Source organism: Sphingomonas sp. PAMC 26621, from assembly GCF_000251145.1.
Taxonomy (GTDB): Bacteria; Pseudomonadota; Alphaproteobacteria; order Sphingomonadales; family Sphingomonadaceae; genus Sphingomonas.
This window is the reverse complement of the sequence record NZ_AIDW01000020.1, coordinates 15,388-42,296: the sequence shown is the minus strand read 5'-3', so window position 1 is coordinate 42,296 and position 26,909 is coordinate 15,388. Positions and strand designations below refer to the sequence as shown.

Annotated in this window: 25 protein-coding genes, 1 other RNA gene and 1 pseudogene; 23 read left to right on the top strand and 4 right to left on the bottom strand. The window is 67.0% G+C overall.

Annotated elements, in window-relative coordinates; genetic code table 11:
- The first annotated feature begins 1 nt into the window (after position 1).
- The 7 genes from RI03_RS11390 (at position 2) to RI03_RS11360 (ending at position 10,411) form a co-directional block, all read left to right on the top strand.
- On the top strand, positions 2-2,059 hold the full coding sequence (locus RI03_RS11390) for a M13 family metallopeptidase (protein ID WP_026046664.1): 2,058 nt from the start codon (positions 2-4) through the stop codon (positions 2,057-2,059).
- Between the two features lie 28 nt (positions 2,060-2,087).
- Positions 2,088-4,133, top strand: a complete 2,046-nt coding sequence (locus RI03_RS11385) for a M13 family metallopeptidase (protein ID WP_010217448.1) — start codon at positions 2,088-2,090, stop codon at positions 4,131-4,133.
- 209 nt (positions 4,134-4,342) lie between these two features.
- Entirely contained in the window at positions 4,343-6,766 is a 2,424-nt protein-coding gene (locus tag RI03_RS11380) for a response regulator (protein WP_010217446.1), read from the top strand.
- A 38-nt stretch (positions 6,767-6,804) separates the two neighbouring features.
- Entirely contained in the window at positions 6,805-7,158 is a 354-nt protein-coding gene (locus tag RI03_RS11375; RefSeq protein ID WP_010164243.1) for a response regulator, read from the top strand.
- Positions 7,159-7,273: 115 nt separating this feature from the next.
- Positions 7,274-8,287 (top strand): SDR family oxidoreductase, encoded by a 1,014-nt coding sequence (locus tag RI03_RS11370; RefSeq protein WP_010217443.1) that lies wholly within the window; start codon positions 7,274-7,276, stop codon positions 8,285-8,287.
- Between the two features lie 153 nt (positions 8,288-8,440).
- Positions 8,441-9,553: a recombinase RecA gene (gene recA, locus RI03_RS11365; protein ID WP_026046663.1), complete on the top strand. Its 1,113-nt coding sequence runs from the start codon at positions 8,441-8,443 to the stop codon at positions 9,551-9,553.
- Positions 9,554-9,778: 225 nt separating this feature from the next.
- Positions 9,779-10,411, top strand: coding sequence for a glutathione S-transferase family protein (locus RI03_RS11360; RefSeq protein ID WP_010217441.1), 633 nt, complete (start codon positions 9,779-9,781; stop codon positions 10,409-10,411).
- A 261-nt stretch (positions 10,412-10,672) separates the two neighbouring features.
- Here RI03_RS11360 and RI03_RS11355 read toward each other — a convergent pair whose 3' ends face one another.
- Positions 10,673-11,329, bottom strand: coding sequence for an alpha/beta hydrolase (locus tag RI03_RS11355; RefSeq protein ID WP_010164234.1), 657 nt, complete (start codon positions 11,327-11,329; stop codon positions 10,673-10,675).
- A 126-nt stretch (positions 11,330-11,455) separates the two neighbouring features.
- On the opposite strand from RI03_RS11355, the gene RI03_RS11350 reads away from it, so the two are divergent.
- The 8 genes and pseudogenes from RI03_RS11350 to RI03_RS11320 all read left to right on the top strand — a co-directional run bounded on the left by RI03_RS11350 (position 11,456) and on the right by RI03_RS11320 (position 16,726).
- Positions 11,456-12,541 carry a cysteine desulfurase family protein gene (locus RI03_RS11350; protein ID WP_010217439.1) on the top strand — a complete coding sequence of 362 codons (1,086 nt, stop codon included), beginning with the start codon at positions 11,456-11,458 and terminating at the stop codon, positions 12,539-12,541.
- Positions 12,538-13,620, top strand: coding sequence for a cysteine desulfurase family protein (locus RI03_RS11345; protein ID WP_010217438.1), 1,083 nt, complete (start codon positions 12,538-12,540; stop codon positions 13,618-13,620). Before RI03_RS11350 ends, RI03_RS11345 begins: the two co-directional genes overlap by 4 nt.
- Complete coding sequence (locus tag RI03_RS11340; RefSeq protein WP_010217437.1) at positions 13,617-13,949, top strand: 2Fe-2S iron-sulfur cluster-binding protein; 333 nt, start codon at positions 13,617-13,619, stop codon at positions 13,947-13,949. The genes RI03_RS11345 and RI03_RS11340 overlap by 4 nt, the downstream gene beginning before the upstream one ends.
- Before the next feature lie 43 nt (positions 13,950-13,992).
- Positions 13,993-14,211 (top strand): hypothetical protein, encoded by a 219-nt coding sequence (locus RI03_RS11335; protein ID WP_026046662.1) that lies wholly within the window; start codon positions 13,993-13,995, stop codon positions 14,209-14,211.
- 38 nt (positions 14,212-14,249) lie between these two features.
- Positions 14,250-14,347: signal recognition particle sRNA small type (gene ffs / locus RI03_RS22700), an RNA gene on the top strand.
- A 74-nt stretch (positions 14,348-14,421) separates the two neighbouring features.
- Positions 14,422-16,094, top strand: a pseudogene (locus tag RI03_RS11330) (DNA polymerase III subunit gamma/tau).
- Entirely contained in the window at positions 16,091-16,414 is a 324-nt protein-coding gene (locus tag RI03_RS11325) for a YbaB/EbfC family nucleoid-associated protein (RefSeq protein WP_010164225.1), read from the top strand. Before RI03_RS11330 ends, RI03_RS11325 begins: the two are co-directional and overlap by 4 nt.
- Positions 16,415-16,486: 72 nt before the next feature.
- Positions 16,487-16,726 (top strand): hypothetical protein, encoded by a 240-nt coding sequence (locus RI03_RS11320; RefSeq protein WP_010217436.1) that lies wholly within the window; start codon positions 16,487-16,489, stop codon positions 16,724-16,726.
- A 251-nt stretch (positions 16,727-16,977) separates the two neighbouring features.
- On the opposite strand, the gene mtgA is transcribed toward RI03_RS11320, so the two are convergent.
- The 3 genes from mtgA to RI03_RS11305 all read right to left on the bottom strand — a co-directional run bounded on the left by mtgA (position 16,978) and on the right by RI03_RS11305 (position 19,714).
- Positions 16,978-17,655 carry a monofunctional biosynthetic peptidoglycan transglycosylase gene (mtgA, locus tag RI03_RS11315; RefSeq protein WP_010217435.1) on the bottom strand — a complete coding sequence of 226 codons (678 nt, stop codon included), beginning with the start codon at positions 17,653-17,655 and terminating at the stop codon, positions 16,978-16,980.
- Between the two features lie 151 nt (positions 17,656-17,806).
- Complete coding sequence (rpoH, locus tag RI03_RS11310) at positions 17,807-18,712, bottom strand: RNA polymerase sigma factor RpoH (protein WP_010164221.1); 906 nt, start codon at positions 18,710-18,712, stop codon at positions 17,807-17,809.
- 54 nt (positions 18,713-18,766) lie between these two features.
- Positions 18,767-19,714, bottom strand: coding sequence for an RluA family pseudouridine synthase (locus RI03_RS11305; protein ID WP_010217434.1), 948 nt, complete (start codon positions 19,712-19,714; stop codon positions 18,767-18,769).
- Between the two features lie 52 nt (positions 19,715-19,766).
- Here RI03_RS11305 and RI03_RS11300 point away from each other — a divergent pair, with 52 nt between their 5' ends.
- The 8 genes from RI03_RS11300 to RI03_RS11265 all read left to right on the top strand — a co-directional run bounded on the left by RI03_RS11300 (position 19,767) and on the right by RI03_RS11265 (position 26,907).
- A complete protein-coding gene (locus tag RI03_RS11300; protein WP_010217431.1) occupies positions 19,767-20,255 on the top strand; it encodes a M67 family metallopeptidase in 489 nt (162 codons plus the stop codon).
- Positions 20,252-20,896 carry a histidine phosphotransferase family protein gene (locus tag RI03_RS11295; protein ID WP_010164218.1) on the top strand — a complete coding sequence of 215 codons (645 nt, stop codon included), beginning with the start codon at positions 20,252-20,254 and terminating at the stop codon, positions 20,894-20,896. The genes RI03_RS11300 and RI03_RS11295 overlap by 4 nt, the downstream gene beginning before the upstream one ends.
- Before the next feature lie 55 nt (positions 20,897-20,951).
- A complete protein-coding gene (locus RI03_RS11290; protein WP_010217428.1) occupies positions 20,952-23,243 on the top strand; it encodes a chemotaxis protein CheA in 2,292 nt (763 codons plus the stop codon).
- Complete coding sequence (locus RI03_RS11285) at positions 23,243-23,671, top strand: chemotaxis protein CheW (RefSeq protein WP_010217424.1); 429 nt, start codon at positions 23,243-23,245, stop codon at positions 23,669-23,671. The genes RI03_RS11290 and RI03_RS11285 overlap by 1 nt, the downstream gene beginning before the upstream one ends.
- A gap of 85 nt (positions 23,672-23,756) precedes the next feature.
- On the top strand, positions 23,757-24,122 hold the full coding sequence (locus RI03_RS11280; RefSeq protein WP_010164213.1) for a response regulator: 366 nt from the start codon (positions 23,757-23,759) through the stop codon (positions 24,120-24,122).
- Positions 24,123-24,240: 118 nt separating this feature from the next.
- Positions 24,241-25,293, top strand: a complete 1,053-nt coding sequence (gene cheB, locus RI03_RS11275; RefSeq protein WP_010217423.1) for a chemotaxis-specific protein-glutamate methyltransferase CheB — start codon at positions 24,241-24,243, stop codon at positions 25,291-25,293.
- A gap of 65 nt (positions 25,294-25,358) precedes the next feature.
- Positions 25,359-26,153 carry a CheR family methyltransferase gene (locus tag RI03_RS11270; RefSeq protein WP_010217421.1) on the top strand — a complete coding sequence of 265 codons (795 nt, stop codon included), beginning with the start codon at positions 25,359-25,361 and terminating at the stop codon, positions 26,151-26,153.
- Between the two features lie 64 nt (positions 26,154-26,217).
- The gene (locus tag RI03_RS11265) at positions 26,218-26,907 is read left to right on the top strand and encodes an N-acetylmuramoyl-L-alanine amidase (RefSeq protein WP_010217420.1); all 690 of its coding nucleotides are present in this window, start codon (positions 26,218-26,220) and stop codon (positions 26,905-26,907) included.
- Positions 26,908-26,909 lie beyond the last annotated feature (2 nt).

Sequence of the window (26,909 nt, the reverse complement as noted above, 5' to 3'; positions counted from 1 at the left end):
CATGCGTAGTTCGTATCTCGTCGTATCTTTGCTTGCCTCCGTATCGATCGCCGGGGTGACCTACGCGCAGACCGCCGCGACCAGGGCCAAGCCGGTTCCCACCGCCGCCGTCGCCGGCAAGCCGACCTACGGCGACTTCGGCCTCGATACCGCGGGCATGGACAAGTCCATCAAGCCGGGCGACAATTTCGCCGAATATGCAGGGGGCAACTGGGCGAAGACCACGCCGATCCCCGAGGATCGCGCGTCGTTCGGCATGTTCAACGTGCTGCAGGACCTTTCGACCGAGCGGACCCGCGGGATCCTCGAGACCGCGATGAAGACGCCCGGCAACAAGAGCGGCGACATGTACGCCAGCTACATGGATGAAGCCGCGATCGAGGCGAAGGGCGCCAAGCCGATCCAGCCATGGATCGCGGCGATCAAGGCGGCCAAGGACAAGACCGCGCTCGCGGTCGAGATGGCGAAGCTCCAGCGGCTTGGCGTCGGCGGGATGTTCGGGGTCGGGGTCAGCCTCGATGCCAAGGCACCGACCAATTATATCGTCAGCACCGGCCAGTCGGGCCTCGGCCTGCCCGACCGCGATTATTATCTCAAGACCGACCCCAAGCTGGTCGAGACCAAGGCCGCCTATCAGGCCTATCTCGCCAAGATGCTCGGGATGATCGGCGAACCCAACGCCGAGACGCGCGCCGCCGCGATCGTCGCGTTCGAGACGCAGATCGCGACCGGCCACTGGACCCGGATCATGTCGCGCGACGCGGACAAGCGCTACAACAAGTGGACCGCCGCGGACTTCGCGGCAAAGGCGCCGGGCTTCCCCTGGAGCGAATATCAGACCGCGCTCGGCGTCGCGCAGCAGCGCGCCTATATCGTCGGCCAGCCGAGCGCGGTCGCGGCCGAAGCACAGTTGTTCCAGGCGACTCCGCTGCCGGTGCTCAAGGACTATCTGACGCTAAAGCTGCTGCGCAGCTTTGCCCCGTTCCTGTCGAAGCAGTTCGACCAGGCGAATTTCGCCTTCTACGGCACCGTCCTGTCGGGCGCGCCGCAGCAGCAGCCGCGCTGGAAGCGGGGCGTCGCGGTCGTCGGCGGGGCGCTCGGCGAAGATGTCGGCCAGCAATATGTCGCGCAATATTTCCCGCCCGAATCGAAGAACGCGGCGGACGAGCTGGTCAAGAACATCATCGCGGCGATGGGCCAGCGGCTCGACAAGCTCGAGTGGATGGCGCCCGAAACCAAGGTCAAGGCGCATCAGAAGCTCGCGTCGTTCACGCCCAAGATCGGCTATCCGTCGAAGTGGCGCGACTACAGCGCGCTCAAGGTGAACCGCGATGACCTCGTCACCAATGTCGCGGCTTCGTATGCGTTCGAATATCAGCGCGATCTCAACAAGCTCGGCGGGCCGATCGACCGCACCGAATGGGGCATGACCCCGATGACGATCAACGCCTATGCCAATCCGACGATGAACGAGATCGTCTTCCCGGCGGCGATCCTGCAGCCGCCGTTCTTCGACGCCAAGGCGGACCCGGCGGTCAATTACGGCGGGATCGGCGTCGTGATCGGGCATGAGCTGAGCCACCATTTCGACGACCAGGGGCGCAAGTTCGATTCGACCGGCAAGCTGACCGAATGGTGGACGCCCGAGGACGTCAAGCGCTTCACCGCGCTGACCGACAAGCTCGTCAAGCAATATGACGCGTACGAGCCGATCCCCGGCCAGCATATCCAGGGTGGCCTGACGCTCGGCGAGAACATGGCCGATCTCGCGGGCCTCGCGGTCGCGTATGACGCCTATCACCGCTCGCTGAACGGCAAGCCCGCGCCGGTGATCGGCGGGATGACCGGCGACCAGCGTTTCTACCTGGGGTACGCGCAGGTGTGGCGGATCAAGTTCCGCGAGCCCGCGCTGCGCTCGCAGCTGCTGAGCGACCCGCATTCGCCGGGTCCGTTCCGCACCGCCGAGGTGCGCAACGTCGACAACTGGTATAAGGCATTCGGCGCAAGGCCTGGCGACACGATGTACCTCGCGCCGGCTGACCGCGTTCGCGTCTGGTAAGCCAAGCATCCTGATTTCGGAGACGACGATGAAACGGATTTATGGTCTCGCCCTGGCTTCGGCCGGGGCGTTGGCGGTCGCGGTCGCGACCGGCGGTGTCGCGCAGACGGCCCCCGCCGAGGCACCTGCCGCGGCCAAGGGCAAGCCGCAGTTCGGCAGCTTCGGGTTTGACGAGGCGGGCATGGACCGCTCGGTCGCGCCGGGGGACAATTTCTACACCTTCGCCAACGGGACCTGGGCGCGCACGACGCAGATCCCGGCGGACAAGTCGAACTACGGGTCGTTCAACCTGCTCGCCGACCTGTCGGAAGCGCGGACGCGGACGATCCTCGATGGCGTGGCGCGCGATCCGGGGTCGAAGATCGGCAGGGCCTATGCGACCTTCCTCGATCGACCCGCGATCGACGCGAAGGGGCTTGCCCCGGTCCAGCCGTGGCTCGGCAAGATCAAGGCGCTCAAAGCGCGCGCAGCCTATCCCGCGCTGCTCGCCGAGGCGACGCGTGCCGGCGTGGGTGGCCCGTTCGGTGCCTATGTCGGGCAGGACGACAAGCAGCCCGAAATCTATGCGCTGTCGGTCGGCCAGGCGGGGCTCGGCATGCCCGACCGCGACTATTATCTCGAGGCGAGCTTTGCGCCCAAGAAGGCGGCGTATCAGGCGCATATCGCCAAGATGCTGACGCTTGCGGGCGAGCCGAACGCCGCCGCGCGCGCCGCCGCGCTGGTCGCGTTCGAGACCGAGATCGCCAAGGTCAGCTGGACCCGCATCGACAGCCGCGATGCGACCAAGACCTACAACAAGATGTCGGTCGCAGATCTCGCCAAGTCGGCACCGGGCTTTGCGTTCACGACCTATTTCGACGGCATCGGCGCAAAGGTCTCGACCGTCATCGTCTCGCAGCCGACCGCGATTGCCGGGATCGCCAAGCTCGTTTCGGCCGCGCCGCTCGGCGTGTTGCAGGACCAGCTGATTCTGCGCTCGCTCGATAGCTATGCCGACGTGCTCCCCAAGGCGCTCGACGACGAGCAGTTCGCCTTCTTCGGCACGCAATTGTCGGGCACGCCCGAACAGGAAGCCCGCTGGAAGCGCGCGGTCCAGTTCACCACCGGCGCGCTCGATGACGATGTCAGCAAGCTGTACGTCGCCAAATACTTCCCGCCCGAGACCAAGGCCGCGGCGGACAAGCTCGTCAAGAACGTGATCGCGGCGATGGATCGCCGGATCGACAAGCTCGACTGGATGGCGCCCGAGACCAAGATCAAGGCGCACGCCAAGCTCGCCGCCTTTACCCCCAAGATCGGCTATCCCTCGCAGTGGAAGGATTACGCCGGGCTCGAGATCGTCGCGGGCGACGCGTACGGAAACACCTGGCGTGCGAACCATTGGCAGCAGGCGTATAACGTTTCGCACCTCGGCAAGCCGCTCCAGCGCTGGGAATGGGGCATGACCCCGATGGAAGTGAACGCCTATGCCAATTTCGGCATGGTCGAGATCGTCTTCCCAGCCGCGATCCTGCAACCGCCGTTCTTTGATCCGAACGCCGACGATGCGGTCAATTACGGCGGGATCGGCGCGGTCATCGGGCACGAACTTAGCCATCATTTCGACGATCAGGGCGCGAAATATAACGCCAAGGGCGAACTGACCGACTGGTGGACGCCCGCCGATGTCGCGGCGTTCAAGGGGCGGACCGATGCGCTGGTCAAGGAATATGACGCCTACGAACCGCTTCCCGGCACCCATGTAAAGGGCGCGCTGACGCTGGGCGAGAATGTCGCGGATCTGGCCGGCCTGACGGTAGCGTACGACGCGTATCACCACGCGCTCGGCGATCGTCCCGCGCCGACGCTCGGCGGCTTTACTGCGGACCAGCGCTTCTATCTCGGCTGGGCGCAGGTGTGGCGGCGCAACTACCGCGAGGCCAACCTCCGGCAGCGGCTCGTCATCGACGCGCACAGCCCGTCCGAACAGCGCGCCTGGGTCGTGCGCAATCTCGATCCGTGGTACGCGGCGTATCAGGCCAAGCCCGGGCAGAAACTGTTCCTGACCCCGCAGCAGCGGGTCCGCATCTGGTAAGCCCTGTCGCGGTCGGACATGGAGCAAGACGCTCGAACCCCGTCACCCCGGGAGAAGCCCGGGGTGACGGGGCCGGTCGAAGCGGTCTAGAGGGGTTTCCTGTCTTCGGGGCGATCCTCTGACGCAAGGCGGCGGTTGCGGCGAAACATCGGACGGGCGGGTCCGCAACACCCTTGACGCTTCATCTCGAGGCTTCGACACGAGGTCCTATGGCAAGCGTCCCGATTTCGAGTTCTGACACTCCCGCCCGCTCGGCGCTGCTGATCGCGGTCGGATCGGGGATTCTGGCGTCGCTCATCATCCTCGGCGCGCTTGGCAGCGTGCCGATCGCGGCGGCGTTCCTTGCGTCTGCGATCGTGCTTGGCGGCGGGTTGCTGGTTTTCCGCCGGCTGTTCCCGATTGCCGCCGATACCGCGAGCGAACCCGACTGGAGCGTCGCGCGCGCGCTTGCCGAGAGCAGCGCGGACGCGATCGCGGTCACGGACCGTGCAGGGCGGCTCGTCTGCGCGAACGATCGCTACGAAGCGGTGTTCTCGGGCTTCCCCACGCCCCCGGGCCTGCCGTTCGACGCGAGCGGCGTCGAGCGGCTGAGCGCCGCCGGGCGCGCCGCGTGGCGCGACGGCGCGGCGACCGCGGGGCGGCTGATCGCGCAGGGCACGTCGCTCACTGCCGACGTCGCGCGCGCGGGCGAGGACGGCAACCTGCTGGTGTGGCGGTTCCGCGGGAGCGAGGGGCTCGATCTCGCGCGGACGATGGAGACGCTGATCTCGGGCCCGACCGGCGACCGGCTCGGCAGCGCCGGGATCATGACCGCGCTGATCAATCCCGACGGGCGGATCCGCGCCGCCAACCGCGTGCTGCGCGCGCGCGCGATGGGGGAGGGCGACAGCCCGATCCTCGGGCGTGACTTTGCGCGGTTCCTCATCACCGACGCTTACGGCATGGCCCGCTTCGAACGCGAGGGGATGACCCGCAACCCGTTGCGCGTTCTCCAGATCCCGTTCCTCGACGGCGAAGACGCGCCGATGCTCGTCGCGCTGATCGACGAGGAGGACGGCGCCCACCCCGCGATCGGCGAAAGCGCGGGCGCGCACATCAAGAGCCTCGTCGCGCTGATGCCGTTCGGCGTCGCGCTGATCGGCGCGGATGGGCGCTTCCTCCAGATGAACGACGCGTTCGCGCGCGCCGCCGCGGTCGATCCGAACAGCCCGCCGCTCTATCCCGGCGATTTGCTGGTGCGCGAGGACAAGGGCGTCGTCGCGGACGCGATCCGCCGGTTTGCGGGCGGCGCGACGCATTCGACCGATCTCGCGGTGCGGCTACGCGACCATCCCGACGAGCCGGTCGCGCTGTCGATCGCGGGTGCGCGTGGGCTCGGCGAGGCGGCGGTGCTGCTCAGCCTCAAGGACAATAGCGAGGAAACCCGCCTCAAGCGCGAGGTCGCGCAGGCGACCAAGATGCAGGCGGTGGGGCAGCTCGCGGGCGGCGTCGCGCACGATTTCAACAACATCCTGACCGCGATCATCGGGCATTGCGACCTGATGCTGATGCGCCATTCCCCCGGCGACAGCGATTATGACGACATCCAGCAGATCCGCGCCAATTCCAACCGCGCGGCCAGCCTGACGCGCCAGCTGCTCGCCTTTTCGCGCCAGCAGACGCTCCGCCCGCAGGTGCTCCAGCTGCCCGACGTCATTTCCGAAGTCTCCAACCTGCTCAAGCGCCTGCTCGGCGAGACGGTGACGCTGACGGTCAAGCACGGGCGCAATCTCAGCCCGGTCCGCGCGGACCCGGGACAGCTCGAACAGGTCGTCGTCAACCTCGCGGTCAACGCGCGCGACGCGATGATCACGCACGATCCGCGTGGCGCGGGCACGCTGTCGATCCAGACCTATGCGGTGACCGCCGCTGACGTGCGTAAGCTCGCGTCCGACATCCTGCCACCAGCGGATTATTCGGTGCTCGAGATCGCGGACACCGGCGGCGGGATTCCGGTCGAGATCCTCCCGAAGATCTTCGAGCCGTTCTTTACCACCAAGGAAGTCGGGAAGGGCACCGGGCTCGGCCTCTCGACCGTCTACGGCATCGTCAAACAGTCGGGCGGCTACATCTTCGCGGACAATCGCAAGGACGGCGGTGCGGACGGTGGCCCGCGTGGCGCGCAGGGGGCGGTGTTCACCATGTACCTGCCGGTCTATACCGAAGGCGCGCTGAGCGAGCCGGTGACACAACGTGCCCTGCCGCGCGAAAAACCGGTCGACCTGTGGGGGACGGGCACGATCCTGCTCGTCGAGGATGAGGACATGGTCCGCGCGGTCGCCGAACGGGCGCTGAGCCGGCAGGGCTATACCGTGCTCACCGCCGAGAACGGCGAGGCGGCGCTCGAATTGCTCGCGGTCAATCCGCGACCCGACCTGCTGATCTCGGACGTGATGATGCCGCTGATGGATGGCCCGACGATGGTCCGGCACGCCCGCGCGCGCTATCCCGATCTGCCGATCCTGTTCATGTCGGGCTATGCCGAGGAGACGCTGCGCAAGTCGATCAATCTGGACAATGTCGCCTTCCTCGCGAAACCCTTTTCCGTCCAACAGCTTGCCGAAGCGACGCGCGAAGTGTTAGGAACAAAATGAGATAGCGCGACACGGCGTGGTACGATAAAGGCGGCGGGATGAGCGCACCACAGTCCATTCTCGTCGTCGAGGACGAGCCCCTGATCGCGATGATGATCGAGGATTTCCTCGACGTCCTCGGCAAGTCGCTCGCTGGGAGTGCCGATACCGTCGGCACCGCTTTGGCGCTGGTCGACGCGGGCGGCATCGACGCCGCGATCCTTGATGTCAACCTGCGCGGCGGTGAGAAGAGTTTCCCGATCGCCGAAGCGCTTGCGGCGCGCAATATCCCGTTCGTGTTTGCAACCGGCGGGTCGCACGACAGCGTCGGCGATGCCTGGTCGGACCGGCCGACACTGCCCAAGCCGTTCACGATGGACGGCGTTTCGAAGGCGCTCGACGCGCTTCGGTGATCGGCTTCTGTCGCGTTACCTGATATAGATTACTGTAACAAAGCGGCGCACTGGCTGAACCGCTTTCGGGGCCGCGAGTTTCCCCAGCACACGACATGCTGGACGGAGACGAACGATGGCCAATCAGGAAGACGGAATTTCACGCCGCGCGATGGTAAGTGGTGCAGCGGTCGGTCTCGCCGCCGCCGCAGCATCGGCCGGTCCGGCGCTCGCCAAGCCGCAAGCGCCCGCACAGGGTACGCCGGCAACCGGACTCAAGGATCCGCGGAGCGCGGGGCCCAAGCCGCCGTTCCAGCGTCAGAGCCAGCCGTGGCCCGGCCTCGCCGGCAAGATGAACCCGCGCCCCGATCATGGTGAGACCAGCTATCGCGGTTCGGGCCGTCTGGCCGGGCGCAAGGCGCTGATCACCGGCGGCGACTCCGGCATGGGCCGCGCCGCGGCGATCGCCTATGCGCGCGAGGGCGCCGATGTCGCGATCAACTACCTCCCCGACGAAGAAGCCGACGCGCGCGAAGTGATCGACCTGATCCGTGCGGCAGGCCGCAAGGGAATCGCGATCCCGGGCGATCTGCGCAGCGAGGCGTTCTGCAAGAAGCTCGTCGATAGCGCGGTCAAGCAACTGGGCGGGCTGGATATCGTCGTCAGCAACGCAGGCCGGCAGCAGGCGCACGCGTCGATCCTGGATATTTCGACCGAGCAGTTCGACTGGACGATGAAGACCAACATCTACGCGCCGTTCTGGATCATCAAGGCGGCGCTGCCGTATCTCCAGCCGGGTTCGGCGATCATCGGCACCACCTCCGAGCAGGCGACCGATCCTTCCAAGGACCTGTACGATTATGCGATGACCAAGGCGGCGACGACCAATTACGTCCGCAGCCTGGCGAAGCAGCTCGCGCCGAAGGGGATCCGCGTCAACGGTGTGGCACCGGGGCCAGTTTGGACGCCGCTTCAGGTGTCCGGCGGCGCGACGATGGAAAAGCTCGAGAATTTCGGCGGTGATGCGCCCGCCGGGCGGCCGGGTCAGCCGGGCGAGCTTGCCGGGATCTACGTCATCCTCGCGGAGAATGGCTCAAGCTTCACGACCGGGCATGTCTATGGCGCGGCGGGCGGAAACGGCCTCCCGTAACGGATCCCGTCACCCCGGCCGTCGTCGGGGTGACGGTTCGATCCCGCGAAGCTGTCGAAAGTTATCGTTCCCTACTTGTTCTAATCGAACAAACGCAGTACATAGCCACCATGCATTGAACGCGCTGGGCGTTCGGTCTAGCGGGAGGCTCCAATGGCGGTTTCGTTGAAAGTGATCGACAGCAAAATGGCGGCATCCACCGACAAATCCACCGAGAAGGCGAGCGCGGAGCGCGCCAAGGCACTCGAAGCGGCGCTCGCGCAGATCGATCGCGCGTTTGGCAAGGGCTCGGCGATGAAGCTGGGCTCGAAGCAGACGATGCAGGTCGAGGTGATCTCGACCGGCTCGCTCGGGCTCGACATTGCGCTCGGCGTCGGCGGCTTGCCGCGCGGGCGCGTGATCGAGATTTACGGGCCGGAAAGCTCGGGTAAGACGACGCTCGCGCTGCACGTCATCGCCGAAGCACAGAAGGGCGGCGGCACCGCGGCGTTCGTCGACGCCGAGCATGCGCTCGACCCGGTCTATGCCAAGAAGCTCGGCGTCAACATTGACGAGCTGATCGTCTCGCAGCCCGACACCGGCGAGCAGGCGCTCGAGATCGTCGACACGCTGGTCCGCTCGAATGCGATCGACGTGCTGGTGGTCGATTCGGTTGCGGCGCTCGTTCCGCGCGCCGAAATCGAGGGCGAGATGGGCGACAGCCATGTCGGTCTGCAGGCGCGCCTCATGTCGCAGTCGCTGCGCAAGCTGACGGGGTCGATCAGCCGGTCGCGCTGCATGGTGATCTTCATCAACCAGCTGCGCATGAAGATCGGCGTGATGTACGGCAACCCCGAGACGACGACCGGCGGCAACGCGCTCAAGTTCTACGCCTCGGTCCGCCTCGACATTCGGCGTACCGGGCAGATCAAGGACCGCGAGGAGATCATCGGCAACACGACGCGCGTCAAGGTCGTCAAGAACAAGGTCGCGCCGCCGTTCAAGCAGGTCGAGTTCGACATCATGTACGGGCAGGGCGTGTCCAAGATCGGCGAGATTCTCGATCTCGGCGTCAAGGCCGGGCTGGTCGAGAAGTCGGGCGCGTGGTTCTCCTATGACAGCGTCCGCATCGGGCAGGGCCGCGAGAACGCCAAGACCTTCCTCAAGAACAATGTCGAGATGAGCGACCGCCTCGAAAAGGCGATTCGCACGCGGACCGACAAGGTTGCGGAGGAGATGATGGCGGGCCCCGAACCCGACGATGTCGACGGCGACGACGAGATGTGAGGTTCGCTCCGGCCGCAAGGTGGCGGGCGGAGTGGTAGGCGCGGCGTGCACACCGCGGTTTTCATTGTACGGGACGGCTGGTTTTGCCGTCGAACACCTGGGAGGGCCCGCCTGCAATGGCGGGCCCTTCATGGTTTGGGATGGTAGCGATCGGCGAAGCTGGGTAGGTTGAGGCGACGTTTCGTATCGGCGGATCAACCCCCGTCACCCGTTCCGGAGAAGCCCATGACGCTGATCGTCCATCATCTCGAAAATTCGCGTTCGCAGCGAATCCTGTGGCTGCTCGAGGAACTCGCGCTCCCGTATGAGATCGTGCGGTACGAGCGCGACAAGGTGACGATGCTCGCACCGCCCGAGCTCAAGCAGATCCACCCGCTCGGAAAGTCGCCGGTGCTGCAGGATGCCGACGCAGGGCGTGTGATCATCGAGACGGGCGCGATCGTCGACTATATCGTCGAGCTTGCCGATGGCCGGATGGGCCCGCCCGCGCACCGCGACGACACGCTGCGCTACCGCCAGTATCTCCATTACGCTGAGGGATCGATGATGCCGCCGCTGTTGCTGTTGCTGGTGCTCAACCGCATTCCGGTGATCGGCAAGACCGCGGCAAAGCGGATCCAGCCGATGATCGACGTCCATCTCGACTATGTCGAAAGCGAACTCGCCAGCCGCCCGTGGTTCGCGGGCGATCAGATCAGCGGCGCCGACATCATGATGAGCTTCCCGCTCGAGGCCGCGCGTAGCCGCGCCGGGCTCGACGAAACGCGTCCGGCGACGATCGCGTGGCTCGACAAGATCCATGCGCGCCCGGCGTATCAGGCGGCGCTCGAAAAGGGCGGGGCCTACGCCTACGCATGATGGTGTGAGCAAGGATTGACCACGCCGCCATTCCGGGTCCGTCCAAGGAAGGGGGCCGGAATGACGGGTTCATAGGGGGCGCGGATACCCCCAACCAACGCCCCCCCCCAGCGAAGGCCGGGGCCCAATCGCGAGGGCCGGGGTAACGAAGCGTCGACGTACCCTCGCGTTGGAACCGCTTTTGGGCCACGGCCCGCGCCGGGGGATACAGTGCGTGATACCCTCCCGCACTTATCACGAACCTGCCCCGGCCCGGCTCGATCAGCGGATCGGCGAGTTCGGATCCAGCCGCATGTCGAGATACTTGTCTACCGACCCCATCAGCTGCGGCATTTCATGCTCGAAGAAATGGTTCGCCTTGGGGATCGTGTCGTGATTGATCGTGATGTGCTTCTGCGTCCGCAGCTTGTCGACCAGCTTCTGCGTGGCGGCAGGGGTGGCGACCTCGTCGGCCTCGCCCTGGATGATGATCCCGCTCGCCGGGCACGGCGCCAGGAACGTGAAGTCGTACATGTTCGCGGGCGGCGCGACCGAGATGAAGCCGCGGATCTCGGGGCGGCGCATCAGCAACTGCATCCCGATCCACGCGCCGAAGCTGACGCCCGCGATCCAGGTGGTCTGCGCCTCGGGGTGGAAGCTCTGGACCCAGTCGAGCGCGCTCGCCGCGTCGGAAAGTTCGCCGACGCCGTTGTCGAACGTCCCCTGGCTCTTGCCGACGCCGCGGAAGTTGAAGCGCAACGTCGCGAACCCGCGGCGCTGGAAGGTCTTGTAGAGCTCCATCACGATATGATTGTTCATCGTGCCCCCCGCCTGCGGATGCGGATGGAGGATCATCGCGACGGGCGCGCGCGGACGCGATGCGGGAGCGAAACGGCCTTCGAGACGACCGTCTGGGCCGGGGAAAATGACTTCTGGCATCGGACCTGCTGACAAGGAAATTCGGGGGAACACGCCCGGAGGGGGCGCGCGAAGAGTTGTGCGCTATACAATGATGGCGCACGTCTGCGCAATGATTGCCGCGAGTCCCTCCCTTCGATGCCGATAATGCCGCCCCGCCTGTATCTCGACCATGCCGCGACGACGCCGATCCTGCCCGTCGCGGCGGAGGCCGTTGCGCGGGGGATGTCGGCATGGGCCAATCCGTCGTCGCCGCACAGCGAGGGGCGCGCGGCCCGCGCCGCGCTTGAGGAGGCGCGGCGGACGATCGGCAGTGCCTATGGCTGGCGCGGGGAAACGCTCCTCACCAGCGGGGCGAGCGAAGCGCTCGGGATCGCGCTGACACGCGCAACACCGCCTCGGCGGCTGATCTCCTCGGTGGAGCATGACGCGGTCATTCGCGCCGCGCCCGCCGCCGACGTGGTTCCGGTCGACTCGCTCGGCGTGCTCGATCTGAACGCGCTCAAGATGCTGCTGGCGGGCGATGGCGCGCTGGTCGCGGTGCAATGGGCGAACAGCGAGACCGGGGTGCGCCAGCCGATCGCCGCGATCGCTGACATCGTCCACGCGGCAGGCGGGCTGCTGCTGGTCGACGCCGCACAAATGCCCCCGGGGGTCGATGGCACGGTCGCGGAGCAGGCCGATTTCGTCACGCTGTCGGCGCACAAGCGTGGCGGGCCGCCGGGGATCGGCGCGCTGCTCGTGCGGGATCTGGCGACGCTCACCCCGACCGGCGGGCAGGAACGCGGCTATCGCGGCGGGACCGAGAACCTGCCCGGCGCGCTCGGCTATGCCGCCGCGCTGCGCGAGCCCGAGGACGTCGCCGGGATGGCACTGCTGCGCGCCAGGCTCGACGATGCGATCGTCCGGTCGGGGGGCGTCGTGGTCGCGCCGCAGGCCGAGCGTCACCCCGCGATCGGATCGTATCGCCTGCCCGGGCTCGCCGCCGCGACGCAGTTGATCCGCTTCGACATGGCGGGGATCGCGGTCTCGGCGGGGAGCGCCTGTTCCTCGGGGAGCATGAAGCCGAGCCATGTCCTCGGCGCGATGGGCTGGGACGTCGCCGCGTCGCGCGAAGTGATCCGGGTGAGTTTCGGGCGTGGCACGTCGGCGGCGGATGTCGACCGGTTCGTGGCCGAGTGGCGCAGCGTCGCCCGTTCCGCGCGCGGGCTCGACTTGCTGGGGGCGGCATGACGTACCTCGATTATCAGGCGACCACCCCGCTTGCGCCGGAATCGCTCGACGCGATGCTGCCGTGGCTGCGCGACCAGCATGCCAACCCGCATTCGCCGCATGCCGCGGGGCGCAAGGCCAAGGCGGTGGTCGAGCATGCCCGGGCACAGCTCGCGACGCTGCTGCCGCCGCATGGGCGTGTCGCGTTCACCAGCGGCGCGACCGAAGCGCTCAACTGGGCGATCAAGGGGACGACCGGGCCGATCGTCACGATTGCGACCGAACATGCCGCGGTGCTCGACACCGCGCGCGCGAGCGGACGATCGGTGACGATTTTGCCCGTCGGGTCGGACGGACTGGTCGACCGCGATGTCGCCGAGGCGGCGATCGTCCCCGGAGTCGGGCTGGTCGCGGCGATGCTCGTCAATAACGAGATCGGCGTGGTCCAGCCGACGTTGGCATTGGGGAACATGGCGCAGGCCGCCGGGGCGCGGTTCCTGTGCGACGCGGTGCAGGGCGTCGGGCGGATCGATCTGCCAGCGGGGGCCGATTTCGTGGCGATCTCGGCGCACAAGATCCACGGGCCGAAAGGGATCGGCGCGCTGTATGTCCGCGACGGGGTCGCGCTCGACCCGTTCATGCATGGCGGGGGGCAGGAGGCGCTCGGTCGTTCGGGAACGCTGTCGCCGGCGCTTTGTGCCGGGTTCGGTGTTGCGGCAGATCTGATGGCGCGCGAATATGCCGCCGCTTCCGCGCATATCGCAGGGCTGTGGCGACTCGCGGTCGAGCGTCTCGGTGACGGCTGGCAGATCAACGGATCGGTCGAGCACCGCTATCCCGGCAACCTCAACATCCGCCGCGATGGCCTCGATGGCGCGCGGCTGATGTCCGACCTGCGCGACATCGCCTTTTCGGCGGGCTCGGCGTGCGCGAGCGGATCGGGGCGGTCGAGCCACGTGCTCCGCGCGATCGGACTCAGCGAGGCACAGGCGCGCTCGAGCATCCGGCTCGGGTTCGGGCGCTATACCGATCCGACCGCGCTGACCGAGGCGATCGACCGGATCGTCGTTGCCGCAGATTTACAAAGGATGGCAGCATGATTCGTGTCCGGTTCGTCGAGCGCGATGGCGGCGTGCGCGAGGTCGTGGCGGAAGCGGGTGACAGCCTGCTGCGAGTCGCGCAGCTTGCGGACCAGCCGCTCGAGGGAACGTGCGAGGGGCAGATGGCGTGCTCGACCTGCCATGTGATCCTCGCTTCGGCCGATTTCGATGCGGTGCCGCCCGCAAGCGCGGTGGAAGAGGATATGCTCGATCTCGCATCGGGGGCAACGCGGACCAGCCGGCTTGCCTGCCAGATCGTCCTGACGGCGGCCATGGATCGGATAACGGTCGCGATTCCGCCGGAATCTCGGAACATGCAACGCGGCTGATCATTACGCTTGCGTGCCATCCGGGTACCTACGGAGACTTGCCATGAAATTGTTCGCCCTCCTGTCCGCCGGTCTGATTGCCGCCAGTGCACTCGCCCCGGCCGCCGCCAGCGCGCAGGATCGCCACGATCGCCGTGACCGCGTCGTGACGCGCACCGTCCATGTCGATCGCCATCGCCCGAACTATCGGTCGCGCAAGGTGTGCCGGATGGAACGTCGCGGTCACCGCCAGGTCCGCATCTGCCGGACGGTCCGCCGCTAAGCCCTCTTGATCCTTCCGCCCGACCCCGCCATAGGCAGCGCGGGAGTCGGGCGGACGTGGTCGTCGCCAACTTGGTCAGGGCCGGAAGGCAGCAGCCACAACGATTTCGCCGCGGGTCGTTCCGGCTCCCACCGCTGCTTTGGCGTAGAGTGCTAGCTCCGCCAAAGCTTTCCCTTACATCGTGCGCGCTGCCGCTCTAGATAGACGGCAATGTCCGACTCCATCGATCCTCCCGGCTTCGACCTGGGCGCACCGCCGCAGCCCGTTTCCAAGGACGCGTATCGCGTCCTCGCGCGCAAATATCGCCCGCAGACCTTCGCCGAGCTGATCGGGCAGGATGCGATGGTGACGACGCTGGGCAATGCGATCCGCCGCCAGCGGCTTGCGCATGCGTTTCTGCTGACGGGCGTCCGCGGGGTCGGCAAGACGTCGACCGCGCGGTTGCTGGCGAAGGCGCTCAACTGCATCGGTCCGGACGGCAACGGCGGCCCAACGATCGATCCGTGCGGCGTTTGCGAGCCGTGCGTCGGGATCGCCGAGGGGCGGCACATTGACGTGATCGAGATGGACGCCGCAAGCCACACCGGCGTCGACGACATGCCGCGGTGATCGACGCGTCGCGGATGACCGCGTTCGTCGCGCGCTACAAGATCTACATCATCGACGAAGTCCACATGCTGTCGAAGAACGCGTTCAATGCGCTGCTGAAGACGCTGGAGGAGCCGGCCGAGGGCGTGAAGTTCGTGCTCGCGACGACCGAGGTCAACAAGGTGCCGGTGACGGTGCTGTCGCGGTGCCAGCGGTTCGACCTGCGCCGTATCCCGGCGGAGAAGCTCGCGGACCATTTCGCGCGGGTGGTCGAGGCGGAGGGCGTTTCGGCGGAACCCGAGGCGCTGGGGCTGATCGCGCGCGCGGCCGAAGGCTCGGCGCGCGACGGTCTGTCGATCCTCGACCAGGCGATTGCGCATGCCGACATGGAGGGCGGCCAGGTCAACGCCGCCGCGGTGCGCGACATGCTCGGCTTGTCCGATCGCGGCGCGATCCGCGACATGATGGCGCTGCTGCTCGCAGGCGATGCGCTCGGCGCGCTGGCGGCGTTGCGGCGGCAATATGACCTTGGGGTCGATCCACTCGGCGTGCTGCGCGGGTTGCTCGAGACGGTTCACGCGACGACGTTGGTCAAGCTGGGGGCCGCCGCCGAGGCGGGGCAGGCGACCGAGGAGCGCGCCGCGCTCGAGGCGTGGAGCGGGACCCTGTCGTTCGCGGCGCTGCACCGGTTGTGGCAGTTGCTGCTCAAGGGGCATGAGGAAGTGGGCCGTGCCGCGCTGCCGATCGAAGCGTGCGAAATGGCGTTGCTGCGGCTGGTCCATGCATCGACGCTGCCCGATCCCGGCGAACTTGCGCGGATGATCCAGAACGGCGCGCCGCCGGTCGTCGCCACGCCTGTCGCACCTGCGCCTGCGCCTGCGCTCAGCGAACCCGCCGCCGCGGCGATGCCGCAGTCGATCGAGGCGATCGTCACGCTGCTCGAGTCGGTCGGCCAACTGGCGCTCGCGTCGCGGCTGGTGCACCACGCCAGCATGATCAGCATCGTCGACGTCGAGCTGGTGCTGAGTTCGTCGCGCCCCTTGCCGAGCGACCTGATCGGCGAGCTTGGCGCGTCGCTCAAGCAGATTACCGGGCGGATGTGGCGGATCACCACCGCGCCGACCGTCGGCGCGCCGACGATCCGCGAGGCGGAAGCCGCGCGGCGCGAGGCGTTCAAGGCGGAAATTCTTGCGACCCCGGTGATCGCCGCGGCGCTTGAAGCGTTCCCCGACGCGAGCTTACCCGAAACCGAAATCGACCGCCTGTTGGCGGCGCAACGGAGCATGAGTGCATGAACAGTATCGAAGACATCATGGCGATGGCGCAGAACGTCCAGAACGAGCTGGCGAAGGCGCAGGACGGGCTCGACAAGATCGAGGTCGAGGGCGCTGCCGGTGGCGGCCTGGTCAAGGTCCAGGCCTCGGCCAAGGGCCGGATCATCGGGATCACGATCGATGAATCACTGCTCCAGCCAAGCGAGAAGCAGATGGTCGAGGACCTCGTCGTCGCGGCGTTCAACGACGCCAAGGCCAAGGCAGACGCTGCATCGGGTGCAGAAATGGCCAAGATGACGAGCGGCATCCCGCTTCCGCCGGGTTTCAAGCTGCCGTTCTGAAGTCGGTTCGCCTCCGGAACTATCTGACGTTGCTCGTGTTTCGTCCTCCAGGTTCATAACAGGAGGACAAGCATGAGCGACAAGATCACCGAGACGCCGCACACGACCGTCATCGAACGCCGCGGGAGCGGTGGTGGGATCCTGATCGGCATCGTGCTGCTGATCGCGGTCGTGGTTGGGGCGTTCTATCTGTTCAATCGCAGCCAGAACGACAACATCCGCACCGACGCGATTTCCGGCGCGGCGAAGGATGTCGGCGACAGCGCGAAGAAGATCGGCGACAGCGCTGAGAAGACGACCGACGGGAAGTGATGGCGTCGCCCCGGCGGATGCCGGGGCCGGGTCGTTATCCGGGCGGTGCTACGGAGTGCCGTACTGCCGGTGCTGCCGCCCCGACGAGGTGACCTCGGCCGACGCTAGGCTAGCATCCGCCAGTCCCAATTCCCGTCATGCTGAACTTGTTTCAGCATCCACCGTGAAACCGGCACGGACCGGACTTGGGGCGCGGTGGACCCTGAAACAAGTTCAGGGTGACGGTAGAGGAGGGTGCTCGGTCGATGGCTTCACCCCCGCAAACACGAATCCAGCCCGTCGTTGCGGACGACGCCCACCCGGCGAGTGATCGCGTTGCCGTGACGGCGGGTGAAGCCGCTCGGCGCGATCGCCGCGCGTTTCTTGGGCTGCGGGAAGACCGCCGCCATCCGGCCCGCTTCGCTCGGCGTCATGTGCGAGGCATCGTGGCCGAAGTAGCGCTGGGCTCCCGCGTTGACGCCGTACGTGCCGATCCCCGTCTCCGCGACGTTGAGATAGACTTCCATAATCCGGCGCTTGCCCCAGATCGTCTCGATCAGTAGCGTAAAATACGCTTCCAGCGCCTTGCGCGGATACCCACCGCCCTGGATCAGGAAGACGTTCTTTGCGGTCTGCTGGCTGATCGTCGAGCCGCCGCGGATCCGTCCGCCCCGCGCGTTGCGCGCGAACGCGGTCTCGATCGCGTGCACGTCGAAGCCGTTATGCGTGCAGAACCGCGAATCCTCGCCCGCGATCGCAGCGCGCGCCATGTTGGGGTCGATCCGCGAGAGCGGCATCCAGGACTTGTCGATACCGTGCCCGGCGACCGCGTCGCCAAGCATCGTCAGCGTGATCGGTGGTGGGACGAACCGGTAAACGCCGACCATGACGAGCGAAAGTACAACGAAGGCAAGCACGCCCTTGATGATCCAGCCGAACACGCGGCGCAAAGCACCTCCACTCGAACCGCTTGTGCGGCGAGCGGGGGCGCGGCGATTGCCGCCCCGCGCGTTGGAATATGAAGCGGTCTTTCGGCGTGCCATCCCGCCGCTGTACGGGGATCGGATCGGCGCTGTCCAGCGCGCCGATCCGATCGCGCGATTACGCTGCGACGAGCATCCGCTTGTCGCCCGCGATCCGCATCATCGCCTTCTGCAGCTTTTCGAAAGCGCGCACCTCGATCTGGCGAACCCGCTCACGCGACACGCCATAGACCTGGCTCAGCTCCTCGAGCGTCTTGGGCTCGTCGGTCAGGCGACGCTCGGTGAGGATGAACTTCTCGCGCTCGTTCAAATCGTCCATCGCGGCGGTCAGCATATCGTGGCGGACATCGGCTTCCTGCGCCTCGGCAACGACGGTATCCTGCAGCGGTGCATCGTCCTGCAGCCAGTCCTGCCACTGGCCATCGCCATCCTCGCGCATCGGCACGTTGAGCGAGGTATCCCCGCCCATCGCCATGCGACGGTTCATGCTGGTTACCTCGGCCTCGGTCACGCCGAGGTCCTTGGCGATCTTGGCGAGATGCTCGGGGCTGAGATCGCCGTCCTCGAACGCGTCGAGCTTGGACTTCATGCGGCGCAGGTTGAAGAACAGCTTCTTCTGCGCGGCGGTGGTGCCCATCTTGACGAGGCTCCACGACCGCAGGATGAATTCCTGGATCGAGGCGCGGATCCACCACATCGCGTAGGTCGCGAGCCGGAAGCCGCGATCAGCCTCGAACTTCTTCACGCCCTGCATCAGCCCGATGTTGCCTTCGGAAATCAGCTCGCTGACCGGCAGGCCGTAGCCACGATAGCCCATCGCGATCTTCGCCACGAGGCGGAGGTGCGACGTTACCAGCTGCGCGGCGGCGTCGGTGTCGCCATGTTCCTCGAACCGTTTGGCGAGCATATATTCCTGCTCGGGCGCGAGGATCGGGAATTTCTTGATCTCGGACAGATAGCGGTTGAGGCTCGCTTCGCCGCCAAGGGCGGGGATCGTCGCTGGGACGTTGCTGCGGGCTGCCATGGTCGTATCTCCCTTTTCGCAGGCCAGTCGCGCGCAGGGCGCGGCGGCCGTACCCTATACTAGCAATGTATCGAACAGTTCCTGCATGTCGGCAGGCATTTCGCTATCAAACGCCAGAACGTTACATTTGATCGGATGAATGAACCCCAACCGCGCGGCGTGCAACGCCTGTCGATGGAAACCCAAGGTTTCCAGATCGCGTTTGTGAGCCTGCTTTGTTCTACCGTAAACCGGATCGCCTAGCAAGGGATGCCCGAGCGACGCCATGTGAACGCGGACCTGATGCGTCCGCCCGGTTTCCAGGCGGCATTCGACCAGCGCGGCTTCGCGCAGCCGTTCGATCGTCGAGAAATGCGTGACCGCGCGCTTGCCGCCCTGGACGATTGCGATCTTCTTGCGGTTCTGCGGGCTCCGCGCGAGCGGCGCGTCGACCGATCCGGCGGGCGGGGCAGGGCGCCCCGAGACGATCGCCTTGTAGCGCCGATCGATCGAATGCGCGGCGAACTGCTTGGCGAGCCCGACATGCGCGCGATCGGTCTTGGCAGCGACCATCAGGCCCGACGTGTCCTTGTCGATCCGGTGGACGATCCCGGGGCGCGCGACGCCGCCGATCCCCGACAGGCTGCCACCACAATGATGGAGCAGCGCGTTGACCAAAGTGCCGTCGAGGTTCCCGGCGGCGGGATGGACGACCAGCCCGGCCTGCTTGTCGATCACGATGAGATGCTCGTCTTCGAACACGACGGTCAGCGCGATGTCCTGCGCCTCGTTGTGCGCGGGCGTGGGATCCGGGACGATGATGCGGTACAGCCCGCCCGGGACCGCCTTGCTCGACGGATCGCGCCGGAGCGTCCCGCCTTCGTCGGTCACCTGGCCGGTCGAGATCAGCGCCTTCAGTCGTTCGCGCGAGATCGTCGGAAGCGCATCCGCAAGCGCGCGATCGAGCCTCAGTCCGGCTTCGTCGGCGATCCGCGTCTCGATGGTGGAAACCCCCCGGTTCATGGTCTAGAATCTGGGCATGGTGTTGGAGATTACAAGCACTCTGCGCACGAGATTGCTAAAAGCCGCGCAGGCGACCCCGGAGGTCGAGGCGTGCGGGTTGCTGTTCGGCACGGCGGAGCGGATCGAGGACGTGACGGTGTGCGCCAACGTCGCGGACGATCCGCGCCGGACGTTCGAGCTCGACCCGGCTGCGGTGTTCGCCGCGTTGCGTGCCGAACGCGGGGGCGGGCCGCGGCTGATCGGCTACTGGCATTCGCACCCGAGCGGGACCGTCACGCCGTCCGCGACCGATGCCGCAAACGCTGCGCCCGATGGCAAGGTGTGGGTGATCGTCGGCGGCGAAAAGATCGGTGCCTGGCATGCGCAGCCCGCTACCAGCGGCGACCCGGCGACGATATTCGTGCCGCTGGTGCTGGAAACGGTGCCCGACGCGCACGCCGCCGCTGCCGCCGGTGGTTTTGGTCAAGCCAAGCCCGATGTCCCGCTTGCGGCGCATGCCGTGCTGCGCCAAAGAGGCGCAAAGCTGGAGCCCAAGCGTTGACCATTAGCCCGACCGATTTCGCCAGTCTGCTCTGTTCGCGTCTGTGCCATGACCTGCTGAGCCCCGTGGGTGCGCTCAACAACGGACTGGAATTGCTTGCGGACGAGCATGACCCGGACATGCGCGCGCGCTGCCTCGAACTGCTGGCGGACAGCGCCAAGGCATCCGCCAACAAGCTGAAGTTCTTCCGCCTCGCGTTCGGCGCGGCGGGTGGCTTCGGCGAGTCGGTCGATTCGCGCGAGGCACGCGCGGCGATCGAGGGGCTGTTCGGCGACGGCCACAAGGTCAAGCTCGGCTGGCTGGTCGAGGACGCGACGCTGCCCAAGCCCGCGATCAAGGTGCTGCTCAACCTCGCGCTGATCGCGGGCGACGCGCTGGTGCGCGGCGGGCAGCTCGATGTCGGGGCCGAAAGCCATGACGGGCAGGTCGAGATCGTCGTCCGTGCGGAGGGCCTGCGGATCGTGCTCGACGCCGAGATGCGCGCCGCGCTGACCGGCACGGGCGGCGACGCGGTCGTCACCCCGCGCGCGGCGGCGGCGTATCTGGTCAATGCGCTGGTCGCCGAAGGCGGCGGCGTCGTGCAGGTCTCCGCTCCCGATGACGCGGTGCTGCTGTTCGGCGCGGCGTTCAAGGCGGCTTAAACGCTCCCTTAACCAATGGGGCGCCATGCAGCCGCTGCCGCAAAGGCGGGGGCCCATGGACGATCTTCTACAGGAATTCATTGCCGAAACCCGCGAGACGCTCGAGGCGTTGTCGGGGGAAATCGTCGCGTGGGAATCCGCGCCGGACGACCGCGAACGGCTGGATGCGATTTTCCGCTTCGTCCACACCGTCAAGGGGAGCTGCGGCTTCCTCGACCTGCCGCGCCTCGCGCGGCTGAGCCATGCCGCGGAGGATGTCCTCGCGGCGGTGCGGTCGGGCGAGCGTAGTCCCGACACCCGGCTGGTCAACGCCGTCCTCGCGATCGTCGACCGGATCGGCGAGATCGTCGAGGCGATCGATGCGGGGCACGCGCTCGACGATACCGGCGAGGACCTGCTGGTCGCGGCGCTCGATACCGGCTCCGAGGCGATCGCGAGCAGCGCCGCCCCGGTGATGCGCTCGCCGACGCGCAGCGTGCGGCTCAACGTCGACCTGCTCGACCGGATGATGAGCGGTATGTCCGACATGGTGCTCGCGCGCAACGAACTCGCGCGGCGGCTGCGCGACGAAGGGGTCGATCCCACCGTTGAGGCCGCGCTGGAACGCCTGTCGCTGACCGTCGATGAAATGCGCGATACCGTCACCCGCACCCGCATGCAGAAGATCGAGGCGTTGTTCTCCGCCTTGCCGCGGATGGTGCGCGATACCGCGGCGGAACTCGACAAGACGGTCACCCTCCATATCGAGGGGAGCGACGTCGAACTCGATCGCGAGATGATCGAGATGATGCGCGACCCGCTCGTCCATATCATCCGCAACGCGATCGATCACGGGATCGAACCCGCCGCCGACCGTCGTGCCGCGGGCAAGCGCGAGACGGGCTGGCTGAACGTCGTCGCGCGCCAGTCGGGCAACCAGATCGTCATCGAGATCGCCGACGATGGGCGCGGGATCGATACCGCGCGGCTGGCGGCAAAGGTCGTCTCCGCGGGATTGCGCAGCGACGCCGAAGTGCGCGCGTTGAGCGAACAGGCGCGGCTCGAACTCGTGTTCGAACCCGGCCTCTCGACCAAGGACGTCGTCACCGGGATTTCGGGGCGCGGCGTGGGGATGGATGTCGTTCGCGCCAATGTCGAGCAGATCGGCGGGCGGATCGAGCTGGCGAACACGCCGGGCAAGGGCCTGCGCATCTCGATCCACGTGCCGCTGACGCTGTCGATCATGTCGACGATCGGCGTGGGCGTGCGCGACCAGCGGTTTGCGATCTCGCGCCAGACGATCGAGGAAATCGTCCGCGTCGGTGCCGAATCGATCCGGATCGACCGGCTTGGCGACACCCTCATGGCAACCGTGCGCGATCGTCGGATGCCGCTGGTCGATCTCGGCAATCTGCTCGGGTTCGGGACGAGCGAACCGGTCATGCTGGTGATCGTCAGCGTTTCCGGCGGATCCTATGCGCTCGCGGTCGATACCGTGCTCGATCACGAGGAACTGGTGATCAAGCCTGCCGCGCCGGCGGTGATGGCGACCGGCGTCTACGCCGGGCAGACCCTGCCCGACAGTGGGCTGCCGATGCTGATGCTCGATTGCGCCGGGATCGCGCAGCTTGCCGGTCTCGTCTTCACGCGCGAGATCTTGGTCGAAGAGGATGACGTCGTCGTCGTCCCGGGTGTCCAGGCCCTGATGTTCGACGATCTCGACGGCGTCCGGCGGATCGTTCCGCTGTCGGTCATCGACCGCGTCGAACCCGTTCCTGCCAGCGCGATCCGGCATGCGGCGGGGCGGCTGCGGCTCTCGGTCGACGGCGCGATCATCCCGCTCGTCGCGCTTGGATCGTGGGAAGGCCGAACGAACGTTTCGGTCCTGCGGCTGCGCGATGGCACGGTCGAGCTCGGCTATGCGATCGGCGAGGCGCTCGACATCGTCGAACTGCCCGACACACTCGTCGCGGCGCATGACAGCGGCCCGATCGCGGGCGTCGTCGCGATCGATGGCGACCAGATCGAGGTGATCGACCTGCACTGGCTGTTCTCCAGCCATGCGGATCCCTGCGCCGCGTCCGACGCGCCCTTGTGTCTGCTCGAAGGCGCCGATTCGGCCTGGCTCACGACATTCCTCAAGCCGGTCCTCGAAGCAGCGGGATATCGCGTCACGACCGGTCTCCGCCCCGGCGAACAGGCGGGCGTCGTGGTGACGATGGATTGCGATTGCCCGGTCGCCTGTGCCGGCGCGCCCGTCGTGCGGCTGCGGCGCAACGCCGAGGGCGACGGCAACGACGGCAGCATTTTCCGCTACGACCGCCCGGGCCTGCTCGCCGCGCTCGCCAAATCCGCCGGAGGCCGTTGATGCCGTTGTTCCTGATCGCCCGGATCGCCGGGCGGACCGTCGCGATCGAATCGTCGCAGGTCGAATCGGTGGTCGATATCGGCGCGGTGATCCCCGTGCCGCGGGCCGAACAGCATGTCCGTGGACTCGCCGCGCTGCGCAGCCGCGTTGTCACGGTGATCGAGACCCGCGCTGCGCTTGGCCTTCCGGCCGGCGATGGCAGCGCGATGCGCGCCGTCATCACCGTCGTCGAAGGGCATCATTACGCCGTGCTGGTCGACGCGCTCGAGGATGTCGCGGCGTTCGACCTCATGCCGCTGTCGGCCGGCGTCGCGCTCGACAAGGGGTGGCAGCGCGTCGGTCGCGGCATCGTCGACCGCGATGGCGAACCGATCTTGGTGATCGCGCTCGACGTGCTGATCCCCGGCCCGGTCGCGCTGGCGGCATAGGCGTTTCGGCGAAAAGCCAATCTTAACGCGACGCTTACGCATTTCGGGCAAGACCGGCTCAAGCGCATACCAACAGGGTGACTTCATGAAGACCTGCCTCGTCGTCGATGATTCGAAAGTGATCCGCAAGGTCGCGCGCCATATCCTCGAAACACTCGATTTCCAGGTGAGCGAGGCCGGCGACGGCCGCGAAGCGCTGACCGCGTGCCTGGCGTCCGCACCCGACGTGATCCTGCTCGACTGGAACATGCCGGTGATGAGCGGGATGGATTTCCTCCGCGCGCTCCGCGACAGTTCGATCCCGACGCGCCCCAAGGTCGTATTCTGCACGACCGAGAACGGCATGGCGCACATCCGCGCCGCGATCGAGGCGGGGGCGGACGAATATGTGATGAAGCCGTTCGACCGCGAAACGCTCGAAAGCAAGTTGCAGATCGTCGGCATGGCCTGACGGTCTCCGCCCGGTGGCTCGTCCAGCGTATCCCGGACCGCCACCGCGTGTCTCTGCCACGGCTCGCCGCGTCGATCGCGGCGCTGCCGCCTTTCCCGTCGCCCGCGCGAGTTCCAGCATGTCCGAAGGCGATAGTCCCCCGTCAATCCTGATCGTCGACGATTCGGTCGTCGCGCGCGCCATGATCGCGCGCGCGCTCGAAGCGAACGGTCGGTTCCGTATCGCGGGCGCGGTGCCGCATGCCGCCGCAGCGCTTGCCTTTCTCGCGGAGCAGCGGGTCGACGGGATCGTCCTCGATATCGAAATGCCCGGCGTGACCGGACTGGTGGCGCTGCCCGACCTGATCGTCGCGGGGCGTGGCGCAAAGGTACTGATCGTCTCGTCCCTCGCGAGCGACGGTGCCGCGGCGACGATCGAGGCGCTTGCGCAAGGCGCGGCGGATACGCTCGTCAAGCCCGATATCGGCGATTTTGCGGGGCGTTTCTCGGTTGCGCTGGTTGAAAAGCTGGCGCGTCTGGTCGAGATCGAACCGCAGTCGAGCGAGCCCGCGGTGCCGCAGCCCGCGGCCGCGCCACGTACGCCGACCACCGCGAAGGGCTTTGACATCATTGCGATCGGCGCTTCGACGGGCGGAATCCATGCGCTGACCCAATTGCTGGGCGAACTGCCCGCGGCCTTCCCGGTGCCGATCCTGGTGACCCAGCATCTGCCGGCGTCGTTCATGCCCTATTTCGCCGCGCAACTCGAAACGATCGCCGGCCGGCCGTGCGAAGTCGCGACCGATCACCTGCGGATCCGCCCCGGCCGGATCATCGTCGCGCCGGGCGATGCGCATATGCGCGTCGTGCGGACCGGCGAGGGCGGGGCGATCCGCCTGACCACAGAGGCGGTCGGCAGCGGGTGCATGCCTTCGGTCGACCCGATGTTCGACAGCATCGCCGAGGTCTACGGCGCACGCGCCCTCGGGATCGTGCTCAGCGGGATGGGGCGCGACGGGTCCGAGGGGGCGCGGACGCTGGCTGCGCGGGGCGGCTGCATCGTCGTGCAGGATCGCGCGAGTTCGGTCGTGTGGGGCATGCCGGGTGCCGTCGTCGCCGCGGGGTGCGCCTGCGCGGTGCTGCCGCCGGTCGAGATCGGCCGGTTGGTCGCCAAGCGGAGGCGTCCCGCATGATTCATCGTTTCCTGGATAGCGCTGCCGCCGGAATGCCTGCCCTGCCAACCCATAGCAAAGGCGTGATGGCCGCGCTCAACACGTTGCTCGAGGTGCGCACCGGCCAACAGCTCGCCGCAAACCGCGAATGGCGGATCGAGACCGCGCTCAAGCCGCTGCTGCGCGATCTCAACCTGGCGTCGCTCGATGACCTTGTCGAAGCGGTCCAGCGCTTGCCCGAGGTCGCGGACCAGACGGTCGATGCGTTGCTCAACCAGGAGAGCTCGTTCTTCCGCGATGCGGCGGTGATCGAGATGGTCGCAGACGCGGTTGCCACGATCCGCGCCGAACAGGACGGGCGACGCATCCGGATCTGGTCGGCGGGGTGCTCGGTCGGGCAGGAGCCGCTGTCGCTCGCGATGCTGTTCGCGGAGCAGGAATCGCAGCATGAGACGCTGCCGCCCGATATCGTCGCGTCCGACGTGTCCGAGGCCGCGCTCGTCCGCGCGCGCGCCGGTCGCTACAGCCATTTCGAGATCCAGCGCGGGCTCCCCGTCCGACGCATGATGCGCTGGTTCGACCAGCAGGGGGAGGATTGGGTGGCCAAGCCCGAACTCGTCCGCCGGATCGCGTTCCGCCGCCTCAACCTGATCGCAGACCCGCTCCCGGTCGGGCGGTTCGACGTGATCCTGTGCCGGAACGTCCTGCTGTATCTGCCGCTCGACTTGCGGCGGCGGGTGCTCGACCGGTTCGCGACAGTGATCCGGCCCGGCGGGCTGCTCGTGCTGGGGGCGGGCGAGACCGTGATCGGCCAGACCGAGGCCTTCCGGCCAAGTCCCCGATATCGCGGACTCTATGAAGCGGTGCCCGCGCGCGTCTGACGGGGTTTCGCTCCGCCGCCGACCGTGCTTAAGCTGTTCGCCTGCTCGCGGAGGGGACAGGCTTATGGATATCATCGAAACGCCGTCACCCAATTTCGACGGACGGTCGTTGCCGGTGTCGATGATCGTGCTGCATTATACCGGCATGCAGACCGCGCAGGCGGCGATCGACCGGTTGCGCGATCCCGAAGCGAAGGTCTCGGCGCATTACCTCGTCGCCGAGGATGGTCAGGTGCTGCGGATGGTCGCGGAAAGCCAGCGCGCCTGGCACGCGGGCAAGTCGTGCTGGCGCGGGATCGAGGACATCAACAGCGCGAGCGTCGGGATCGAGATCGTCAATCCCGGGCATGAGCTGGGGTATCGTCCGTTCATGGAGCAGCAGATCGACTCGGTCGTGCGACTGGTCGGCGACATTACCAAACGGCACGGCATCACGCGCGGCAACGTCGTCGGGCATTCGGATATCGCGCCGACGCGCAAGCAGGATCCGGGCGAGCTGTTCCCGTGGAACCGGCTCGCGAAGCTGCGGCTTGCGCTGCCGCGCCCAACCAAGGGATTGATGGACCCGATGTGGGCGGACGCCGGTTTCCTCGTCGCGCTCGAACGCTTCGGCTATGACGTGACCGACAAGCTGGCTGCGGTCGTCGCGTTCCAGCGGCGGTTTCGTCCCGAGCTGATCGACGGGGTGATCGACGGCGAGTGCCGCAGCATCCTGCTCGCATTGCTTTTGCCCAAGCCGACCGGGGACGACTGATA

Coding starts and splice junctions, on each gene's coding strand:
- RI03_RS11390 (WP_026046664.1), top strand. CDS start 2: ATGCGTAGTTCGTATCTCGTCGTATCTTTGCTTGCCTCCGTATCGATC.
- RI03_RS11385 (WP_010217448.1), top strand. CDS start 2,088: ATGAAACGGATTTATGGTCTCGCCCTGGCTTCGGCCGGGGCGTTGGCG.
- RI03_RS11380 (WP_010217446.1), top strand. CDS start 4,343: ATGGCAAGCGTCCCGATTTCGAGTTCTGACACTCCCGCCCGCTCGGCG.
- RI03_RS11375 (WP_010164243.1), top strand. CDS start 6,805: ATGAGCGCACCACAGTCCATTCTCGTCGTCGAGGACGAGCCCCTGATC.
- RI03_RS11370 (WP_010217443.1), top strand. CDS start 7,274: ATGGCCAATCAGGAAGACGGAATTTCACGCCGCGCGATGGTAAGTGGT.
- recA (WP_026046663.1), top strand. CDS start 8,441: ATGGCGGTTTCGTTGAAAGTGATCGACAGCAAAATGGCGGCATCCACC.
- RI03_RS11360 (WP_010217441.1), top strand. CDS start 9,779: ATGACGCTGATCGTCCATCATCTCGAAAATTCGCGTTCGCAGCGAATC.
- RI03_RS11355 (WP_010164234.1), bottom strand. CDS start 11,329: ATGCCAGAAGTCATTTTCCCCGGCCCAGACGGTCGTCTCGAAGGCCGT.
- RI03_RS11350 (WP_010217439.1), top strand. CDS start 11,456: ATGCCGCCCCGCCTGTATCTCGACCATGCCGCGACGACGCCGATCCTG.
- RI03_RS11345 (WP_010217438.1), top strand. CDS start 12,538: ATGACGTACCTCGATTATCAGGCGACCACCCCGCTTGCGCCGGAATCG.
- RI03_RS11340 (WP_010217437.1), top strand. CDS start 13,617: ATGATTCGTGTCCGGTTCGTCGAGCGCGATGGCGGCGTGCGCGAGGTC.
- RI03_RS11335 (WP_026046662.1), top strand. CDS start 13,993: ATGAAATTGTTCGCCCTCCTGTCCGCCGGTCTGATTGCCGCCAGTGCA.
- RI03_RS11325 (WP_010164225.1), top strand. CDS start 16,091: ATGAACAGTATCGAAGACATCATGGCGATGGCGCAGAACGTCCAGAAC.
- RI03_RS11320 (WP_010217436.1), top strand. CDS start 16,487: ATGAGCGACAAGATCACCGAGACGCCGCACACGACCGTCATCGAACGC.
- rpoH (WP_010164221.1), bottom strand. CDS start 18,712: ATGGCAGCCCGCAGCAACGTCCCAGCGACGATCCCCGCCCTTGGCGGC.
- RI03_RS11305 (WP_010217434.1), bottom strand. CDS start 19,714: ATGAACCGGGGGGTTTCCACCATCGAGACGCGGATCGCCGACGAAGCC.
- RI03_RS11290 (WP_010217428.1), top strand. CDS start 20,952: ATGGACGATCTTCTACAGGAATTCATTGCCGAAACCCGCGAGACGCTC.
- RI03_RS11285 (WP_010217424.1), top strand. CDS start 23,243: ATGCCGTTGTTCCTGATCGCCCGGATCGCCGGGCGGACCGTCGCGATC.
- RI03_RS11280 (WP_010164213.1), top strand. CDS start 23,757: ATGAAGACCTGCCTCGTCGTCGATGATTCGAAAGTGATCCGCAAGGTC.
- cheB (WP_010217423.1), top strand. CDS start 24,241: ATGTCCGAAGGCGATAGTCCCCCGTCAATCCTGATCGTCGACGATTCG.
- RI03_RS11270 (WP_010217421.1), top strand. CDS start 25,359: ATGGCCGCGCTCAACACGTTGCTCGAGGTGCGCACCGGCCAACAGCTC.
- RI03_RS11265 (WP_010217420.1), top strand. CDS start 26,218: ATGGATATCATCGAAACGCCGTCACCCAATTTCGACGGACGGTCGTTG.